The following is an 18,400-nucleotide window of genomic DNA, read 5'->3' on the forward strand; positions in this document are numbered from 1 at the left end:
CGCATCGCCAACAAGGGCTATAACTCGTATTGGCTCAATCCCATTGTAATCATTTTGAGGCTTGTGTACTTAGTGGCTGAAAATTACTATGCTGTTCAGTGCATGAATTTTGTAGCATAGGTTTATCTATTTATGTTTGAATTAGCTCATTTGGATAAGGGCAGTTTTCATCAGCAATTCCTCAAGTTTCGTATAAAGTATTATTTTAACGAGACGAAAGAGTTTCTTGCTCGTCACAAATTATTATCAGTTTTTATCATTTGTTTATTAGCGCCTGGAGTGGAGCATATTCAAGCAATAGGCTTTCCCTTTTATGCTCTTATTGATCCAACTAATACATTAAAAGAAAAACTCATTTATTTAATTTTATTACTTACCTTCTTATTGGCAATGACTAAAACTCAACTGTCCTTTATCCGCGGAGGAGAACTTAGGGAATATTTGCACACCTTGCATATCTCATCGCACACGTATAAGAAAATAGATTTTATTATTCTCCTTTTATCACTAAATATTGTCTGGATGGCTGTTTTTTTTGGGGCTGCGAGTATCCTGCACTATGCTAAAGAACCCTTATTTGTTTTATCCCAATACAGCTTATACACGTCCATGATATTAACAATAGTCACTTTATTATTGAATTATCTTTATCGAAAAATAGCGAATGGTATTTTATTGTTTTCTGCATTAATACTTATTGTTTGGAGTTCAGTGCAGGCGAGTTGGCTTGTAAATTATGGTGTTAGTAGCCTGGTAATAGTACTAAGTGTATTAACCATTTGGACTGTGCAACCTTTTGTGCGCGCGAGAAATCATTTATTTAAAATGCCCCGGTTCCAGGTAGGGGAGAACAACAAATGTAAAAAAATATTCATTATCCAATTAGCCGCTTTAAGAGCAAATAAAAGAGTATTGATAACACGATTACTTTTCTGCTTTGCTATAACTGGAGTCATTTTACAGGTACCTAATCGAGAGGGAATGCTTCTGATTTTAGTAGGTTTGCAAACTTATATCCTATCTACGCTGTTTGCTCTTTTTGAAAAAGGAAAACAAGATTACGCTGTATTCCATAAGGTTTTTCCATATCAGCAACAAATTAATTTTGTAAAAGAAGTATGTATTGCTTTGCTCTTGTTATTTATTATTTTAGTTCCAGTTTTTTTCTATTATCTTTTCATTTTTGAAAAATACTTTTTATGGTTCTCACTAATGGGGGCGATGAGTTCTGTAGGGTTGATAATTAATCGTATTTTTTATGCGCGATCATTACGTTTTTGTTTATTTTCCACAATGCTAACTACTATGGGTAGTTGCGTGGTGCAATATCATATTTTGGGAGCCTGTTTTGGAGCGTAATATTAAATTGCAAAAGATTTATAAATCTTTTGCAAATAAAGTTTTGTTTGCAGATTTATCTTATACCTTCCATCAGCAGGTGTACCATATTATAGGAAAGAATGGTGCTGGCAAATCAACCTTGTTACGTTTAATCGTTGGTTTAGATACTCCCGATTCAGGTTGCATCGTGCTGAATGATAATCATGTAGTAAGAGAAAATAGTGTTAATGCAAAAAAATTGTTTTATGTTCCTGATGATTTGGCTATTTATCCTTTCTTAACCGGAAGTGAGTTTCTATTGTGGCTTGCAAAAGCAAGAACAAACAATAGTGCAGAAATTAATTCGCTTCTTGAGCAATTTGAATTAGAGCAGCATGCGCATACTAAAATTGCCGATATGTCGTTTGGTACAAAAAAGAAATTTCTTTTAAGTTCCGCGCTGATTGGGCAGCCTGATTTTATTATTTTAGATGAACCTTTAAATGGTTTGGATAAAAATGCTCAGCAGGTATTATTGGCGATATTAGCAGAAAAGGCGGCTCATTGTGGTATTTTATTAACCACGCATCATGATGCTCATCTTGAACGTTTAAATCCAGTAAAGGTAGAGGTACAGCGCCAGCGGTTAGAACTGGAGAGCCTGGTTTAACATGCCTTCCGCCGCCGCAAAACTCAATGTGTTGGGTTTTGATCTGGCTTACACATCTTAACTTAATCGAGCGCCTTAAAAAGATGAGGTTGCGCTACTAGCTATTTTAGCGTGAGACACTGGGTGTCTGTGCATCATTTAATAAGAACTTCCAAGTAGGACTCTTTAATGCCCCTCGATACAATCCAAAAGCCTTATCCGTTTTCTTCTGCTCAATAAACACAAACTCTTGGGAGTTAATCCAAAAAGGGCTCCAGGCAAGCATTCCCTTAGGACTAATACGCGTAACTTTTTCCAAATTAACATCAAAGGTCCATAATTCGGTTGGTGCTCCCTCCCAACTTGCTACAGGAGAATTCTCATCCATATCGACATCCATAATTAACATCTCCCCATTGGGCGAGGCATTAAGCTGGGAGCCACTGCTCATACTCCCTTTAGGGATAAGGGTATCAATACGCCATTTTTTGATTAAGGTCCCCTTTAAATCTAACCAGTAAATGAAATACAAGTCATGGCTAAAAAAGGAAGTACCATTACTAGCCCAAGTTGGTCTATATACATTTTCAGTGTTTTTAATGGTGCGATACCCGGTGTCATCAGCATTGATTAATCCTATGTACCATTCATTATCAATAAAGGTATTGAACAGTAGCTGTTTACTATCAGGAGACCACACTGGATTAAAGTTGTTTTGCGAGGGGATATTTTTTAAACGGGTTATTTTCCCCGATTCAAGCGCTAATAATACCAGGTAACGATTTGTAGATTGATTGTTATCCGCTATATTGTAGGCGATGAATTTTCCATCAGGAGATATTTGGGGCATATATCCTTCAGCAACTTTTCTCGCATGGCTGCCATCAATATTGGCCGTCCAAATAGAGCCCGTACGTTCAAAGGCAAGAATAGGTTGGGCTTGAGCAAAGGCGCAGCAGATTAAAGACAACAGGAAAAAATAAATTTTCATAAAATTTCCAAAATCATTCAGTAGCAAATAAGATCAAGGCAACAATGGCAAAGCCCATACCTAATATTTGTTTTAAGGTTAAACTTTGCTTTAAGAATATCATGCATAGTATCAGTGTAATCATCGGATACATTGAGGTAACTAAAACCACCGGCATGGTTGGCCCATTGCGCAAGGCTAAAATAAAGAAAATACAGGCAATGCCACTAGCTAAGCCATTTAGCAGCCCATAAAGCCCTCCTTTTGCATGCAAATCAGGTCGAAACCCCAGCAGCATTAAGGCAATAAGCCCTGAAATGAGTACTCCTAAACTGGAATAAAAGGTAATGGAAAGTGGACTAATAAAATTGGATGCTCTCGTTCCCCAATATCCCCAGGCGCCATAGAGGAGCAGGGCAATTAACGATGGGAAATACCATGAACTAAGATTCATTCACTTTACCTTATTGGATTGAGTGCTTTTAGTTTGTACAGAATACCTGTTAGTTTATTAAATTAATACTATTAAATAAAAAAATATGCCGATTTGTCTCTTAATTATTTCATCTGAATGCCATAAAAAGATATCCACAAATTCTGTGGATAAGTGTGTGAGTTAGCTGATAATGAAATAATTAATTTGTGATGGGGTATTAACTATATCGCTGGGCTGTGTTTTTCTCTACAATAAGTCTTTAACCAAAATTCAAGCAATTATGTTTAAACCACTAGCCCTATTTATGGGGTTACGCTACACGCGTTCCCGGAAGAAAAACCATTTTGTGTCATTTATTTCTTTGAGCTCAATGTTGGGTATTGGCATTGGGGTAATGGTGCTGGTTACTGTTTTATCGGTAATGAATGGTTTTGATGAGCAAATACACAATCGTTTTTTTGGTATGGCTCCTGAAATTACGGTTACAGGCCCTAATGAGCGTTTAAGTAATTGGCCTGCCGTTGAGGAAAAAATTCGCACGATTCCTGAAATTAAATCCGTTGCACCTTATGTTGGCGGTCAGGGACTGTTAGTTCATGATGGTCAGGTTTTACCGATAGTATTAACCGGCGTGCTGCCTTCAGCAGAGGAAAATATCACCCATTTAAAAGATAAATTACTGGGTGGTAGCGTTGATAACCTAAACCATTTTGGCATTATCTTGGGTAAAAACATAGCTGATACCATGGGCGCCATGATTGGAGATAAAGTAACGGTAATGATCCCGCAAGCAACCGTGAACCCGACAGGCATGATTCCCCGTTTTAAACGCTTTACGGTTGTTGGTGTGTTTTCTGCGGGTACGGGGTTTAATTTTGATACCCGCTTAGCATTCATCAATATGGAGGATGCACAAAAGCTTTTTCAAATGGGCGATGATGTTACTGGCCTGAAAATGAAAATTAATAACGTATATCAAGCACCGGAGCTATCTATACGTTTATCCCATTTATTAGGTGATGAGTATCAAGCAGGCAATTGGACAGAGCAGTATGGGGCATTCTTCGAAGCAGTGAAGATGGAAAAAACCATGATGTTCATGATCTTATTGCTCATCATTGCGGTAGCTGCATTTAATTTAGTCTCATCCCTGGTAATGGTAGTCAATGATAAACAGGCAGAAATTGCAATTTTACGGACAATTGGGGCTACACCCGCGACCATACTTTGGACCTTTATCGTGCAAGGGATGATGGTAGGGATTGTTGGGACAGTTTTAGGCTTAATAGGTGGTTTACTGTTGGCGGATAATGCCACTACTATAGTGAATCATTTACAAACCTGGTTCCATTTTAAGGTCTTATCGTCCAGCATTTATTTTGTGGATTATTTACCTTCTAAAATCATGTTTAGCGACATCTGGAAAGTATGTGTGATGGCATTGTTAATGAGCTTCTTGGCAACTATATATCCGGCCTGGCGCGCTTCAAAAACTGTAATCGCGGAGGCTTTGCATTATGAATGATATTATTTTAAGCACTAAACAACTTTATAAATCTTATAATGATGGGAACTCGAAAGTAGAGGTACTGCGAGGAATCGATATATCCATTGCTCGCGGTGAACGAGTGGCTATTATTGGCCCTTCGGGTTCCGGAAAGAGTACGCTTTTACATTTATTAGGTGGTTTGGATAAGCCGACCAGCGGCGAGGTAGTGGTTAATGAGGTGAATTGGCAAAAACTTAGTGAAAAACGCCGTTGCCAATTACGCAACAAGGGTTTAGGGTTTATTTACCAGTTCCATCATTTACTACCTGAATTTAGTGCCTTAGAAAATGTATGTATGCCATTATTATTGGCGAATAGCTCTATAAATGAGGCTCAAGAAAAAGCAAGTACAATTCTTGAGGCAGTAGGTCTTGGGGCAAGAAAAGAGCATAAACCATCACAGCTATCTGGCGGTGAGCGTCAACGCGTAGCTATTGCGCGTGCTTTAGTGCATCAACCTTATTGTGTATTAGCGGATGAACCTACAGGAAACTTGGATCAGACAACAGCAACTAAGGTTTTTGACTTGATGTTGGAGTTAAATAAAAAAATGAATACCGCCCTGGTTATTGTGACGCATGATCAACAACTTGCACAACGGATGGATAGAGTACTGGTTTTGGGAGAAGGGACTTTATCAAGTTAATGTATTTTAATCGATAGGGAGTAATCAATATGGGTCTTAACGATGGAAAAGCACAAAGCGCGAAGTTAACCACTATTAAATTGAATGGAGGAAAGCGGCAACGTTCTGCATCAGAGGGATTTGACCGTGCACAGTATGATTTGAAAGATTTTGGCACCGTAATACCTGTTCCCCCTAAATCTTCAACCCATGGCTTTTTATCGCATAAAAGCCGACCTACCACACCAACAAATTCACCAGCTCCTGAGCCTAGTCCTATGAGCTACAATAATTAATACTCTTAAAGCCATGTCGCCTGGTTATTTGCAACCAGGCACACGTTTGAATTTTAATAATCAGCATGCCCTGGTGTGCGCGGGAATGGGATCACATCACGTACGTTTGCTAAACCAGTTACATAACTAACTAAACGCTCAAAGCCCAAGCCAAAGCCGGCATGAGGAACACTGCCATAACGGCGTAAATCTCGATACCACTGATAGCTCTCTTTATTAAGGTTGCACTCTTCAAGGCGCCGGTCGAAAATCTCCAGACGATCTTCACGTTGGCTTCCACCAATAATTTCGCCAATTCCAGGAGCTAACACATCCATTGCGGCAACTGTTTTACCATCATCGTTAAGACGCATGTAGAAGCTTTTTATGTCCTGTGGGTAGTTGGTCAAAATCACTGGTTTTTTACAGTGAACTTCAGCCAAGTAGCGCTCATGTTCTGATTGTAAATCTAGCCCCCAACTAACAGGGAACTCAAATTTTTGTCCTGATTTTTCCAGAACCTTAATCGCATCTGTATAAGTCATTATCTCGAAATCAGAGTTAACGATATGTTCTAGACGCTCTATACATCCAGGCGCAACAAATTGATTGAAAAATTCCATATCATCAAGACGTTCATCCAGTACCGCTTTACATAAATAGCGCAGCATATTTTGACTGAGGTCACAAATATCATGAAGGGTTGCAAAAGCTACCTCAGGCTCAATCATCCAAAACTCCGCTAAATGGCGGCTTGTATTGGAGTTTTCGGCACGGAAGGTTGGTCCAAAGGTATATACCTTAGACATCGCTAAGCAATAGGCCTCCAAGTTTAATTGGCCGGATACAGTTAAGAAGGACTCTTTACCAAAGAAATCTTTACTAAAATCAATTTGTCCTTGAGCATTTTTAGGAGGATTCACTAAGTCTAAGGTGGACACACGGAACATTTCCCCTGCACCTTCACAATCACTTGAGGTAATAATGGGGGTATGAATCCAGAAATAGCCTTGCTCATGGAAAAATCGATGCACTGCCTGAGATAGGCAATGGCGAATGCGGGTCACCGCACTAATGGTATTCGTGCGAGGGCGTAAGTGGGCAACCTCTCGTAAAAATTCTAGAGTATGGCGTTTGGCTTGAATAGGATAAGTGTCAGGGTTTTCTACCCAACCAACAACAGTAATATGCTCTGCTTGAATTTCAAAAGATTGGCCTTTACCCTGAGAGGCAACTAATTTACCACGCGCGATGATGGAACAACCCGCATTAAGCTTAGTAACTTCATCCTGATAATTTGACAACACGTCAGTGGCTACAATTTGAATCGGTGCAAAGCAGGAGCCATCATGCAGGCTAATGAAGGATAAGCCTGCTTTTGAATCACGACGGGTTTTAACCCAGCCTCTTACTGTAACTTGCTCATCTACGCTGACTGCACCATCTAAACATTCTTTGATGGTAAAAACTTCTGCCATTTTTTATTCCTGTAGTTGAATATAATATGCGATGATACACTAAATAAAATCCGTGAGGGAGCATTATGAAGCAAAGAGTTTTATTTGCATTATTATTTTGTTGTTCGACCTTGATACAGGCTAAAGATACTGTGTTGAAACTATACAGACCTTATGGCGAGGCTACCGGCCAGGTAATGCCTATCGTAAAACGCACTGTTGGGGGATATTGTCTGTCGCAATCACGGATTATTGTACGGGAGGATGCGTGGCGTTGTGAGGCTGAAGGTAAAACCTATGATCCTTGTTTTGTTAAAGCGGGAACTAATCGAAAAGAAGCTTTGTGCCCACAATCACCTTGGGTTGCAGACAGCGTACAAATTAATGTATCTGTCCCTTTAAATAATGCACAAAACGAGACGCTTGACATGTCTCGTACTTATCCCTGGGGGATTGAGTTATCTAATGGAGAGCGCTGTTTAGCGATTTATTCAAACGAAGTTTATGATGAAATGCCGGTTCGATATCGTTGTACTAACGAAAATCTATTATTAGGTTATTTACAACGTTGTAAAACCACTTGGAGCATGTTGGAAAAAACGCCAGAGGGAGTGGTAACCTCGGAGTTAGCAAAGGCTTGGTTTTAATAAGAGCAATCTAATACTGTATAGCCTACGCTTCCTTTGGAGCTGCATCTTGAAAGGCTTTTAACGCTAAGCAATGAGCATCAATTTCACGGATCAAAGAGTAATCATCCAAAGCAAAATTAAAACGTTTTGCATTAAATACTTGTGGAATAAGGCAAAGATCTGCTATTGACACACTATCTCCCACACAAAAAGGTTGGGTGCGTTTGATGGTTTTTAGTTTAGTTTCAAGCGCATCAAATCCTTTTTTTAACCAATGATGATACCATTGTGTGACCTGAGAATCGTTCGCATTAAACTCTGCTTTCAACTGACCTAATACTCTTAAATTATTTAATGGATGCATATCACACGCAACCATTAATGCCAGGGACCTCACGGTTGCTTTAGCAAAGGGATCTGCGGGCAGTAATGCTGGGGTAGGGTAGGCTTCTTCTAAATATTCGATGATGGCTAAGGATTGGTTAATCATCTGCCCATCTAGTTCCAAGCAAGGGACTAACTCTTGTGGGTTGACTTGCTGGTATTCGCGGCTATGCTGCTCACCACCATTATTAACTAAGTGCACATTAATTTTTTCATAATTAATGCCTTTAAGATTCATCGCAATACGTACGCGATAACAGGCGGTGGAGCGAAAGTAATCGTAAAGTTTCATCGTTAAGCCAGCTTCACGGTTTGCTCAATGGCACCAAAAAGACTCTTGCCTTGTTTATCCAGCATTTCAATACGAATAGTATCTCCAAAATGCATAAATGGAGTTTTGGCTTGACCTTGTTCAATGATTTCCAGCATTCGTTTTTCTGCTATACAGGAAGAACCTTTACTGCGATCTAAATTAGATACAGTTCCTGAGCCAATAATCGTTCCTGCACTTAACGCTCTTGTTTTTGCAGCATGTTGCACTAATTCAGTAAATGAAAAGGTCATATCAACGCCCGCATCAGGCTGACCAAATAGTGTTCCATTTAAATGGCTGAGAAGGGGTAAATGCACACGCTGGCCATCCCAGGATTGTGCAAGCTCATCTGGAGTAATGGCTACTGGGGAGAAACTGCTCGATGGTTTTGACTGGAAAAAACCAAAACCTTTGGCCAGTTCTCCAGGGATTAAATTACGTAAAGATACATCGTTAACGAGCATTAGTAATTTAATATGCTTGCTCGCATCTTCAGCATCTATCCCCATGGGTACATCATCAGTAATCACGGCAACTTCTGCTTCAAAATCAATGCCATAGGCTTCATCTGCAGCAAGAATGGGATCTCTTGGGCCAAGGAAGGTATCAGAGCCTCCTTGATACATCAAAGGATTAGTCCAGAAATCTTCGGGCATTTCTGCGCCGCGCGCTTTGCGGACTAATTCAACATGGTTAACATACGCACTACCATCAGCCCATTGATACGCACGGGGCAGAGGTGAAGTACAGTGTTTGGGATCGAATGCAAAGGTATTTTCTAAACACTGTTCATTCAACTGTTGGTATATTTTTTGTAGTTCAGGTTCAACCTGCTGCCAATAATCCAGCGCGTATTGCATATTACCTGCAATGTGTGGAACGCGTATGGCATGGGTCAATGCTTGATTGACCACACATAATTCCCCATCTCGTGAAGAGGCTGATTTTAATGTCGCTAATTTCATAGGGACTCCTACTGAACTTCTTTTAAGGTACCGCGTTTTATTTGGTCACGTTCAATTGCTTCAAATAACGCTTGAAAGTTTCCTTCACCAAATCCTTGGTTGCCTTTACGTTGGATAATTTCAAAAAATACTGGGCCAAACATATTCTCAGTAAAGATTTGCAATAATAAACCATGCTTGGGATCAGCCTCACCGTCAATCAATATTTTTTCTTGATGAAGTTGTTTTACTGATTCTTGATGCCATGGAAGGCGGTCTTGCAACATTTCATAATAGGTATCTGGAACATCAAGGAACTGAACCCCTTGTTCTCTTAGACTATGTACGGTGTGATAAATATTGTCTGTGGTTAAGGCCATATGTTGTATGCCTTCACCATGATACTCATGGAGAAACTCTTCAATTTGCGATACATCATCTTTAGATTCATTTAGAGGAATTTTGATTTTTCCACAGGGACTTCCTAAAGCACGGCTAAGCAAACCAGTCATTTTACCTTTGATATTAAAATAACGAATTTCTTGGAAGTTAAAAATCCGCTCATAGAAATGAGCCCATTTATCCATGTTACCACGAAAGACGTTATGAGTTAGGTGATCAATAAGTAACAGACCATTGCCATCTACTGTCGCATCCGATTTATTCGTCCAGTGTTGAGCAAACGGTTGGTGTTGATCATCAACAAAATAAATGACGCTACCGCCAATCGCTTGAATTGCTGGCAAGCCATGATGGGCATGTTCGCAATCTTCAAAAGCTGTGGCCCCATGTTTGATTGCATGCGCAAAAGCAGCTTGCGCATCACGCACTTTAAAGCCCATTGCACAGGCTCCAGGGCCATGAGTGGCTGCATGAACTGCTGCTTGACTGTTTGTTGTTGCATTGACTATAAATTGAATTTGCCCTTGCTGAAATAAGGCAATGTCTTGATCTTTATGAGTCGCGGTAATTTGAAAGCCCATATCAAGAAATTGTTGATGTAGGCGGTTTTTGTCAGGTCCTGAGAACTCTAAAAAAGCAAAGCCATCCAATCCACATGGGTTCTCATTTATTTGCATTCATTATACTCCTTTATAGGTTTCCTTATCCGGCTTTGGGCTTAAGTTATAACTTAAGCCTATGCTAAGTGCACTAAAAATAATCCGTCAGCAATAGGCAACATACTGGTAAACACCCGCTTGTCATTTTTAATCAAATCATTAAGCTTTTTTATCTCTCGGGTCTGACCGTTCGTGTCCTGCTCATCGATCACTTTACCATCCCAAAGAACATTATCAATAGCAATAATACCTTTAGGCTGAATCAATTTTAATGCCAATTCATAGTATTGCACGTAGTTGGTTTTATCCGCATCAATAAAAATAAAATCAAATTTTTGCTCCCAACCCTCATTAATAAGTGCATGCAATGAGTCTAGGGCAGGTCCAAGACGTAACTCAATCTTCTGATCTTGTTCGGCTTCTTCCCAAAAAAGATGCGCTTTTTTAGTCCATTGGGCACTAATATCACAGGTAATTAAGCGGCCATCATCAGGCAAGGCTAAAGACATAGCTAAGGCACTATAACCAGTAAATGTACCTAGTTCCAACACATTTTTGGCACCTATAGTGCGTAAAAGAAATTGCATGAACTGCGCTTGCTCTGGCGCAACCTGCATGTTTGCCAGCTCCATCAAGGAAGTGTCCTTGCGCAAGCGTTCCAAAGTAGGATGCTCGCGCAATGATTTATCTAAAATGTACTCATAAAGCTTAGGAGTTAGGCTTAATTGTTTCATTATGCTAATTTCTCTTGAGCCATTGCATCGGCAATTTCATTGGTGGGTATATTTTCTTTTGCTGAGCGAACAAAAATTTCAGTTAAATGCTCACGAATATGATCAATTTGCTCATTGATTTTGCTTTCAGGGGTATGCAGATATTTAGATGCTGCAAAAATCAATCCGCCTGCATTAATTACATAATCCACAGCTAATAAGATTCCTTTTTGATGCAACACTTTCCCATGATAGGTATGAGCGAGTTGGTTATTTGCTGCACCAGCAACAATTGTAGTTTGCAATTGTGGAATCGTAATATCATTGAGTATTGCACCTAAGGCACAGGGTGCAAATACATCACAAGGAACTTTATGAATTTCTTCAGTAGTTACTGGTTTAGCTCCGAATTCTTTAATTGCCTTTTCTACTGCAGCAGGAGATATATCCGCAACTGTTAAGTTCGCTCCTAACTCATGCAAATGTTGCGCAAGTAAATAACCTACATGGCCTAAGCCTTGAATAGCAACATGCACACCCTTCAGATTATCTTTGCCCAATTTGAATGCAACAGCAGCTTGAATGCCACGTAAAATTCCGCGTGCGGTTGATGGAGATGGATCACCATCATACTTAGATAAACTGGCTACATGGTTGGTATGCTCACCAATAATGTCCATATCACTTAAGAGCGTACCACTGTCTAAGGCGGTAATATAGCGGCCATTTAACTCATTAACAAATTGGCCAAATTTATGCATATAGCCCACACGGTCAAAGGAACCACGTGGTTTGATAATTACTGATTTACCACCGCCTAAAGGTAAATTGACAGACGCAGCTTTGTAACTCATGCCACGGGCAAGGCGCATGGCGTCTTTAAGTGCCGCGGCAGTATTAGGATATTCAATAAAACGACAGCCGCCTAAAGCGGGACCTAACTTGGTATTGTGTATGGCAATAATTGCTTTCATGCCTGTTTCTGGATCTACTTTAAAGTGTAAATCACCAAATCCATGCGCAAGCGCGTATTCTAAGAAATCATCATCAGCTCGTGCTGAATTGTCAGTGCTTATATTTTCAACAGACATCATTACCTACACTCCTGTTACGAATATTTTTTTGCAGAAGTTATAGTCCTATTTAAAAATTAAATCAATGATAATTTGGTTTCTGATGAGTTGCTGGTATAAACTAACTTGGGTTCGGTATATATTTACTTATCAATTTGGAGACGGTTATGCGACAGGCTGTTGCTAAGGTACTTGCTTTGATGGCAATTACTCCATTTGCTTTCGCGGCAGATGCAGTATTTCCACCACAGATGGTTCTCGATAAAGTTCTTTTCCAAGTTTCTGCAAAGCAATGGGTGACAACTCAATCGGCATTATTGGGTGTTAATATAAATGTTACCTTGTCGAATGCAGATTTAGTTAAAGCGCGTTCTGATATTATGGAACGATTAAATAAAATTGCTGCCGGAGATTGGCATTTAATTGCCTTTGAGCGTTCACAAGACAATTCAGGCTTGGAAAAACTCTATGTTCAAGCCCAGGCACGAGTGAACCAGACGGCGCTAACGGATATTTACCAAAATGCAAAATCAGTAAGTGTACCTGGTGCTAAATATGAAGTTGGCAGTGTAGAATTTAAACCAAGCCTTGAAGAAGTTCAGGCGGTTTTGGTTAAGGTACGCGAGCAATTATACCAGCAAGTAAATGATGAGCTCGGACGATTAAATAAGATATACCCAACGCAAAATTACAGTGTGAGCAATTTAGTTTTTGTTTCTGGGAATAATCCCCCAGCGCAACCATTAAGAGCTTATAAAGAGAATACCATGATGACTATGGCAGTGGGCTCAGCGGCGCCAGGGGCTATGCCTGAGGTTGCCGTAAGTAATGAGCTGACTTTGACTGCAGTAGTTGAGGCAGCATCTAATCGGAAACCATAGAGGCAGTTGCCTGATTATTTAAAGTATTGAGGAGTAAATTTCTTGGTTGTTGAACAAGTTATTGGCCATCGTGGCGCATCGGCATACGCACCTGAAAACACATTCGCTGCATTTAATAAAGCATTGGAAATGGGCTGCCGTTTCATTGAGTTTGATGTAATGTGCAGTGAAGATGGCGAGCCGTTTATATTCCATGATGACAAGTTAAAAAGAACATCGAATGGGCGTGGGGAAATCGGAAAGGTTAGTGCCGAGTATCTGCGCTCCTTAGATGCTGGCTCTTGGTTTTCCCGAAAATACAAAGATGAGCCAATTCCTCATTTTCAAGAAGTTTTGGAATGGCTGGTTCGCTCTGATATGCAAGCGAATATCGAAATTAAGCCTTATCCTGGAACCGATGAGCAAACCGCAGTATCAGTTCTTACCCATATTAATCGATTCTGGCCGGAAGGAAAGGCTTTGCCATTAGTTTCCAGCTTTTCCTGGGATGCTTTAGTGATGTGCCGTAATTTAGCGCCAGAGATGCCTCTAGGGTTACTCTTTCACGAGTGGGATGAGCAATGGCTGAAAAAAGCGAAACAATTAGACTGTTTTTCGATTCATTTTAATCGAAAGATTTTGACCGCAGATCGAGTTAAAGCTGTTAAAGATCAGGGGTATGTAGTTTGTGCTTATACAGTGAACCGTAAACGCCAAGCGAATAAACTATTCAAGTGGGGCGTAGATGCTATTTTTAGTGACTATCCAGATCTCTTAGCATGAACAAATTGAGCATTTGTTTATTGGCATTCTTATGTGCCTTACCTTTGTATGCAAAGCCTGTTGAGTTAGTGCTTTGGCATGGTATGGCAGGGCATTTGGGGGATGAAGTTAAGCTGCTTGCGGATGATTTTAATAAGAGCCAAGCGCAATATGTTGTTAAACCTGTTTACAAAGGGAATTATGTTGAAACCCTAACTAGTTTTGCCGCAGCGTTCAGAGCTCACCAACCACCGGCAATGGTACAAATCTTTGAAGTAGGCACGGCAATTATGCATTCAACTCAAGGGGCAATTAAGCCTGTGGATGAGCTAATGCACGAACAAGGAGTTAGTCTGCCTAAAGAGGATTTTATTCCCTCAATTCGGGAATTTTACAGTAAAAACGGACGGTTACAGGCTTTGCCCTTTAACCTCTCTGTTCCCACTTTGTACTATAACGCGGATGCACTTGCTAAAGTAGGATATAGCGGGAGCAATTTTCCTCAAACTTGGGAGGAGATGGAAGTCTTAGCCCAAAAGCTTAAAAAAGCAGGTTATGAATGTGCTTATACTACCGCTTATCCCGGCTGGGTACTTTTTGAGTCTTTTTTAGCGATTCATGGCTTGCCGTTAACACAAGGCAAGCCTCAAAAGGCAGTTTTTGATACTCCGCAATTAATTAGTCATTTTAAGCGCTTGCAACGCTGGCATTCACAACGTTATTTTCGTTATGCAGGACGGGTAGATGATGCCACCATTTTATTTACCAGTAATGTTTGTCCTCTTTTTAGTCAGTCTTCTGGAGCTTATAATAGTCTTGCTGCTTTAGTGCCATTTCGTTTGGGAGCGACTACCATGCCCTTGGACACTCAAATCAGTAAGGTACGTCATGCCAATGTAGCAGGTGGGGCGGCTTTATGGGCTGTGGCCGGGCAAGAGAAGATCAAATATAAGGGGATAGCTGAGTTTTTTGCATTTATTGCTCAACCAAGAAACCAACTGCGTTGGCATGAGCATACAGGGTATCTGCCCTTAGGTTTACAAGGTCAGTATGCAGACATCGTAAAATCAAGCCAGCATCCTAATTTAGCGTTGGCTCAAGTTGATTTAAGCAGCAGCATGCAAGAAACGCCATTGAAATATTTGGGGCCGCAAAACCAAATTCGTAATATTAATGATGAAGTTTTGGAGGCAATGTTTGCAGGTTTAATCAGCCCTGAGGCTGCAGTACATCAAGCAGCAGCACGCGCTAATCATGTCCTGCTACGTTTTGCTCGTAATGTACACTCTTATCAATAAAGAGAAATAACCCAGACGGTGCTTTCTTAAAATTCATCTGGGTTCTTCATTCGCAGGCGATAAGCGGCTCTCCGATTTATTGGCTCATTGAATAGGCTTCGCTGTTATCTTGTAATTCCATGCTATCTGTGGGAGCTTGTTGCAGGAATAATAAAGTTGGCGTATTTGTTATAAGTGGAGTCTCTCTCATCTTATCGAGTGTTGAAAAATCACTCAGCGCTGTTTGAGGTTGAATCAGGGCCTGCCATATCTCATGCATTAGTTGATCATAATTTTTAGTTGAGCCCCAATTTTCTTCTTCTAGGACACTTGCGACCTGGTATTTAATTGCCTCAAAATGAATCCTATTCCCTCCTTGTTTTTGTAATAGCAGTATCATTTCTTTCATATTCATGCGGTCTTGATAAGACCTAATGGCGGTAATTTTAGTGATGCAATATAACTCTAAGGCCCTAACTACCTGGTCCGCACAATCTATTTCTGTAAGATAGTCCTGGCTGCAAGGGATAGGGCGAAATTCTGCAAAAAAGTTAAAAAAAGTGCGAATTCTGCTTTCTTCGTGCTGTAAATTGCAAAGTTGTTGAATAATGCGATTTGCATCTTGTGGACGTAATGGTTCAGTGGGTATGGTGTAATCTGAAAAAGAGCGTAATCTTGCATCAAAAATAGTTTGACATAAGGGATTGGCAAGTACTTGGGTTAATACGCTTAATTTTAATAAATGCTCTTCGTGGTAATTAAAACTACTTAGATCAAATAAGGTAATTGCTCGACTTAATCCATCGGCGACAATATATTTTTCCATGAAGTTGGGAATATGCTCAACAGCTACCCCTCCTTTTAGCATTTGAGCAATAAGTTCGATACATTCATCAGACTTGGTGGCATTATTTAATAGGTAATTGACGGTATGCTCATTTAATAATTCTGATTCATCAAGCTCTTTCAAGAGAACAGAAAGCTTTTCTTGGGATGTAGATGTTAGTTCAGTAAAAATGTTGGGATGCCTCTTAAAGCATTGTGGAAATTTCTTTTGCCAGTTTTTTAACATAATTGATATCCCTATGATGGAAAAAAAGTCGCAAGAATAACTACTCTTTGTAAATAGTCAAGAGTGGCTAAAAGAAAAATTGCTGTTCTTAACAACCTAGGGATGGGCTGGGGATGCTTACATGATGAAACCTAAAGGGCTTGTCTTAAGAGGCGTCTCATCGCGAATAATTTATGCTGGGCTTTACAGCCCAGCCTACCAATAAGCATTAGGTAGTATGTGGCAAGGTTCCTTGGAGCTTTATAAGTTATAAAGGCTCCAGGAAACGAGCGAGATTTGGTTTTTGATTTAACCTATATTGATAGACTACATAAAATGCCATCACATTCTTCAAGTAGTTTCGAGTTTCTTGCCAAGGTAATGTTTCAATCCAGACATCGATTTCTTTTGGTGGATGGCTTCTTAGCCAATAGACCACTTGTTTGGGGCCTGCATTATAGGCTGCCGCGATAAGAATAGGATGATTATCAAATCGTTTTGCCAATTGTTTTAAATAAGCTACTCCAATGTTGATGTTCTTTTCTGATAAAAATAATTGATCCTTATTCTGATAGGAAATTTTATCTGCTTTAGAAACAACCCCTGCGGTATAGGGCATGACCTGCATCAAACCGCGTGCTCCAACCGTAGAGGTGGCATCCTCCCTAAAACCACTTTCCTGACGGATAATGGCGTAAATAAATTCTGGAGATACGGCGTATTTTTTAGCGTATTGCTGTATGGCTGTTTTATAAGCGAGAGGGAAGCGCAAAATAAGTTGGTTATTGAGGCGATCTGTATTGCTTAAGTAAACTGATTTGCCATGCCATTGCAACGTGGTATCAATCCAATAAACCAGCGCGCTGGCCTCATCTTTGGGTAATTCGCTAATAAAATCATTCAATAGGCGAGAAGCGGGCAGGGTATTTTTACTCTGATATAGCGTTTTTACCTGATCTAGAAATTCTTGATAGGGCTTTAATACATTCAAGTTTTGTATGGGGGCTTCATTAACAAAGCTTGGGGTTTGTTTAAGACGTAAGCTGGCAAGAAAACCATAATATTGTCGGCTTTTCGCTAAGGGCTCGTACACAGCTCGTGCCTCAGCGATTTTACCTTGTTCTTCCAAAGAGCGTCCTAGCCAGTATTGCCAGCAGGGCGCTTCTTTGTTTTTAGAATTATTAATTAAGGTACTTACTTCTTTCCAGTCTTCGCGTTTTAAGGCGTAACGTATTTCCCAATCAAGCAAAGTATCGTTGTAATATTGGGGGGCTACTTTCGCAAACCATACAGAGGTGTCTTCGCTATTGCGCATTGCTTTATACAAAGCAACATGAGCTAGAAATGCCTGCTGTTGCGCTTGGTTTAAAAGCTTCGATGTTTTGCTTTGTTGCCATAATTGCAGCGCCTTATCCATATTGATGGAAACCATGCGTTTTAGACCATAAAGATAAAACTCACCATTTAGGCCTCCTGGACTAAGCTTGCTAATGGCGCTTGGGTTTTGTACTACAGCATTTAAGGTCTGGATGTCTGTTAGGTGAGGTGTTTTGTATTGTTTTAACAAATAACGTGCCAATTGAATGTTGCGTCGGTCTAAAGCAAGTGCGATCCGCTGGCTAATTAAATTTTGATCAAAATTTTCATCATGCATTAAAAGCTCAAATAAGTTATTGCAGGCAGCAGGCCTGGACTCACCACTAAGCCATAGGGGAATTGAATCTTTTAATGCTTCTTGGCGAGCGCCAAGATTATACTTAGCGATTTGCTCATAGCAGGCAAGATTTAAATCAGTAGATGGTTGATAATATTGGGTGTAGCTGACCCAATCTTTAGTTCGTGCTAATTCATAAAGCCAACGTTCGCGCAATTTATTGGAAAGAGGGGTCGTCCCTTTAACAAATTCAAGAAAGACAGGCGTTGGGGTAACTGGTAGGTTCTTGCTTAAAGCAACATAAGTGTTAAAGCGCTCCATATATTCTGGTCCAGTAAGGGCCTGACTTGTATGTGCGCTGATAAGTCCGCATAGCAGGATAATTATTTTTTTCATAA

19 protein-coding genes are annotated in these 18,400 nt (G+C 40.1%); 9 read left to right on the plus strand and 10 right to left on the minus strand.

Translation table 11 applies throughout. From position 1 onward, the window contains the following. Positions 1 to 132: 132 nt before the first annotated feature. Positions 133 to 1,359 (plus strand): hypothetical protein, encoded by a 1,227-nt coding sequence (locus tag BN3124_RS04130; protein ID WP_058533597.1) that lies wholly within the window; start codon positions 133 to 135, stop codon positions 1,357 to 1,359. After that, complete coding sequence (locus BN3124_RS04135) at positions 1,349 to 1,990, plus strand: ABC transporter ATP-binding protein (protein ID WP_058533598.1); 642 nt, start codon at positions 1,349 to 1,351, stop codon at positions 1,988 to 1,990. The genes BN3124_RS04130 and BN3124_RS04135 overlap by 11 nt, the downstream gene beginning before the upstream one ends. A 106-nt stretch (positions 1,991 to 2,096) precedes the next feature. Here BN3124_RS04135 and BN3124_RS04140 read toward each other — a convergent pair whose 3' ends face one another. Next, on the minus strand, positions 2,097 to 2,960 hold the full coding sequence (locus BN3124_RS04140; protein WP_078061470.1) for a TolB family protein: 864 nt from the start codon (positions 2,958 to 2,960) through the stop codon (positions 2,097 to 2,099). A gap of 13 nt (positions 2,961 to 2,973) precedes the next feature. Then, complete coding sequence (locus BN3124_RS04145; protein ID WP_058533599.1) at positions 2,974 to 3,393, minus strand: EamA family transporter; 420 nt, start codon at positions 3,391 to 3,393, stop codon at positions 2,974 to 2,976. A gap of 262 nt (positions 3,394 to 3,655) precedes the next feature. Between BN3124_RS04145 and BN3124_RS04150 the strand changes: the two genes are divergently transcribed. Genes BN3124_RS04150 through BN3124_RS04160 form a run of 3 tightly spaced genes read left to right on the plus strand, consistent with a single transcriptional unit; the run spans position 3,656 to position 5,845 of the window. After that, positions 3,656 to 4,900: a lipoprotein-releasing ABC transporter permease subunit gene (locus BN3124_RS04150; RefSeq protein ID WP_058533600.1), complete on the plus strand. Its 1,245-nt coding sequence runs from the start codon at positions 3,656 to 3,658 to the stop codon at positions 4,898 to 4,900. Next, positions 4,893 to 5,570 carry a lipoprotein-releasing ABC transporter ATP-binding protein LolD gene (lolD, locus tag BN3124_RS04155; protein WP_058533601.1) on the plus strand — a complete coding sequence of 226 codons (678 nt, stop codon included), beginning with the start codon at positions 4,893 to 4,895 and terminating at the stop codon, positions 5,568 to 5,570. Before BN3124_RS04150 ends, lolD begins: the two co-directional genes overlap by 8 nt. A 29-nt stretch (positions 5,571 to 5,599) precedes the next feature. Further along, positions 5,600 to 5,845 (plus strand): hypothetical protein, encoded by a 246-nt coding sequence (locus tag BN3124_RS04160; RefSeq protein ID WP_058533602.1) that lies wholly within the window; start codon positions 5,600 to 5,602, stop codon positions 5,843 to 5,845. A 53-nt stretch (positions 5,846 to 5,898) separates the two neighbouring features. On the opposite strand, the gene asnS is transcribed toward BN3124_RS04160, so the two are convergent. Then, complete coding sequence (gene asnS / locus BN3124_RS04165) at positions 5,899 to 7,302, minus strand: asparagine--tRNA ligase (RefSeq protein ID WP_058533603.1); 1,404 nt, start codon at positions 7,300 to 7,302, stop codon at positions 5,899 to 5,901. 65 nt (positions 7,303 to 7,367) lie between these two features. On the opposite strand from asnS, the gene BN3124_RS04170 reads away from it, so the two are divergent. Further along, positions 7,368 to 7,928 carry a hypothetical protein gene (locus tag BN3124_RS04170; protein ID WP_058533604.1) on the plus strand — a complete coding sequence of 187 codons (561 nt, stop codon included), beginning with the start codon at positions 7,368 to 7,370 and terminating at the stop codon, positions 7,926 to 7,928. 25 nt (positions 7,929 to 7,953) lie between these two features. On the opposite strand, the gene maiA is transcribed toward BN3124_RS04170, so the two are convergent. From maiA to BN3124_RS04195, 5 genes are read right to left on the minus strand one after another with little or no spacing between them, the layout of a single operon-like run. After that, a complete protein-coding gene (maiA, locus tag BN3124_RS04175) occupies positions 7,954 to 8,586 on the minus strand; it encodes a maleylacetoacetate isomerase (protein WP_058533605.1) in 633 nt (210 codons plus the stop codon). Between the two features lie 2 nt (positions 8,587 to 8,588). Beyond that, positions 8,589 to 9,572, minus strand: a complete 984-nt coding sequence (locus BN3124_RS04180; RefSeq protein ID WP_058533606.1) for a fumarylacetoacetate hydrolase family protein — start codon at positions 9,570 to 9,572, stop codon at positions 8,589 to 8,591. 8 nt (positions 9,573 to 9,580) lie between these two features. Further along, positions 9,581 to 10,630, minus strand: a complete 1,050-nt coding sequence (gene hppD / locus BN3124_RS04185; protein ID WP_058533607.1) for a 4-hydroxyphenylpyruvate dioxygenase — start codon at positions 10,628 to 10,630, stop codon at positions 9,581 to 9,583. Between the two features lie 59 nt (positions 10,631 to 10,689). Further along, positions 10,690 to 11,346: an O-methyltransferase gene (locus tag BN3124_RS04190; RefSeq protein ID WP_058533608.1), complete on the minus strand. Its 657-nt coding sequence runs from the start codon at positions 11,344 to 11,346 to the stop codon at positions 10,690 to 10,692. Further along, entirely contained in the window at positions 11,346 to 12,419 is a 1,074-nt protein-coding gene (locus BN3124_RS04195; protein ID WP_058533609.1) for a Leu/Phe/Val dehydrogenase, read from the minus strand. Before BN3124_RS04195 ends, BN3124_RS04190 begins: the two co-directional genes overlap by 1 nt. Before the next feature lie 146 nt (positions 12,420 to 12,565). Between BN3124_RS04195 and BN3124_RS04200 the strand changes: the two genes are divergently transcribed. From BN3124_RS04200 to BN3124_RS04210, 3 genes are read left to right on the plus strand one after another with little or no spacing between them, the layout of a single operon-like run. Next, complete coding sequence (locus BN3124_RS04200; RefSeq protein ID WP_058533610.1) at positions 12,566 to 13,279, plus strand: hypothetical protein; 714 nt, start codon at positions 12,566 to 12,568, stop codon at positions 13,277 to 13,279. A 42-nt stretch (positions 13,280 to 13,321) separates the two neighbouring features. Next, positions 13,322 to 14,041: a glycerophosphodiester phosphodiesterase gene (ugpQ, locus tag BN3124_RS04205; protein WP_058533611.1), complete on the plus strand. Its 720-nt coding sequence runs from the start codon at positions 13,322 to 13,324 to the stop codon at positions 14,039 to 14,041. Beyond that, positions 14,038 to 15,318: an extracellular solute-binding protein gene (locus tag BN3124_RS04210; RefSeq protein ID WP_058533612.1), complete on the plus strand. Its 1,281-nt coding sequence runs from the start codon at positions 14,038 to 14,040 to the stop codon at positions 15,316 to 15,318. Before ugpQ ends, BN3124_RS04210 begins: the two co-directional genes overlap by 4 nt. A gap of 76 nt (positions 15,319 to 15,394) precedes the next feature. Here the strand turns inward: BN3124_RS04210 and BN3124_RS04215 are convergent, their stop codons facing one another. Continuing rightward, the gene (locus BN3124_RS04215; protein WP_058533613.1) at positions 15,395 to 16,369 is read right to left on the minus strand and encodes a hypothetical protein; all 975 of its coding nucleotides are present in this window, start codon (positions 16,367 to 16,369) and stop codon (positions 15,395 to 15,397) included. Positions 16,370 to 16,616: 247 nt separating this feature from the next. After that, positions 16,617 to 18,398: a transglycosylase SLT domain-containing protein gene (locus BN3124_RS04220; protein ID WP_058533614.1), complete on the minus strand. Its 1,782-nt coding sequence runs from the start codon at positions 18,396 to 18,398 to the stop codon at positions 16,617 to 16,619. Positions 18,399 to 18,400 lie beyond the last annotated feature (2 nt).

This window comes from Legionella saoudiensis (genome assembly GCF_001465875.1).
Taxonomy (GTDB): Bacteria; Pseudomonadota; Gammaproteobacteria; order Legionellales; family Legionellaceae; genus Legionella; species Legionella saoudiensis.

Bases quoted from the DNA above. Each gene is read 5' to 3' on its own strand.
- hppD (WP_058533607.1), bottom strand. From the start codon at position 10,630: ATGCAAATAAATGAGAACCCATGTGGATTGGATGGCTTTGCTTTTTTA.
- BN3124_RS04170 (WP_058533604.1), top strand. From the start codon at position 7,368: ATGAAGCAAAGAGTTTTATTTGCATTATTATTTTGTTGTTCGACCTTG.
- BN3124_RS04140 (WP_078061470.1), bottom strand. From the start codon at position 2,960: ATGAAAATTTATTTTTTCCTGTTGTCTTTAATCTGCTGCGCCTTTGCT.
- BN3124_RS04130 (WP_058533597.1), top strand. From the start codon at position 133: ATGTTTGAATTAGCTCATTTGGATAAGGGCAGTTTTCATCAGCAATTC.
- BN3124_RS04190 (WP_058533608.1), bottom strand. From the start codon at position 11,346: ATGAAACAATTAAGCCTAACTCCTAAGCTTTATGAGTACATTTTAGAT.
- asnS (WP_058533603.1), bottom strand. From the start codon at position 7,302: ATGGCAGAAGTTTTTACCATCAAAGAATGTTTAGATGGTGCAGTCAGC.
- BN3124_RS04145 (WP_058533599.1), bottom strand. From the start codon at position 3,393: ATGAATCTTAGTTCATGGTATTTCCCATCGTTAATTGCCCTGCTCCTC.
- BN3124_RS04220 (WP_058533614.1), bottom strand. From the start codon at position 18,398: ATGAAAAAAATAATTATCCTGCTATGCGGACTTATCAGCGCACATACA.
- maiA (WP_058533605.1), bottom strand. From the start codon at position 8,586: ATGAAACTTTACGATTACTTTCGCTCCACCGCCTGTTATCGCGTACGT.
- lolD (WP_058533601.1), top strand. From the start codon at position 4,893: ATGAATGATATTATTTTAAGCACTAAACAACTTTATAAATCTTATAAT.
- BN3124_RS04150 (WP_058533600.1), top strand. From the start codon at position 3,656: ATGTTTAAACCACTAGCCCTATTTATGGGGTTACGCTACACGCGTTCC.
- BN3124_RS04195 (WP_058533609.1), bottom strand. From the start codon at position 12,419: ATGATGTCTGTTGAAAATATAAGCACTGACAATTCAGCACGAGCTGAT.
- BN3124_RS04215 (WP_058533613.1), bottom strand. From the start codon at position 16,369: ATGTTAAAAAACTGGCAAAAGAAATTTCCACAATGCTTTAAGAGGCAT.
- BN3124_RS04160 (WP_058533602.1), top strand. From the start codon at position 5,600: ATGGGTCTTAACGATGGAAAAGCACAAAGCGCGAAGTTAACCACTATT.
- BN3124_RS04180 (WP_058533606.1), bottom strand. From the start codon at position 9,572: ATGAAATTAGCGACATTAAAATCAGCCTCTTCACGAGATGGGGAATTA.
- BN3124_RS04210 (WP_058533612.1), top strand. From the start codon at position 14,038: ATGAACAAATTGAGCATTTGTTTATTGGCATTCTTATGTGCCTTACCT.
- BN3124_RS04200 (WP_058533610.1), top strand. From the start codon at position 12,566: ATGCGACAGGCTGTTGCTAAGGTACTTGCTTTGATGGCAATTACTCCA.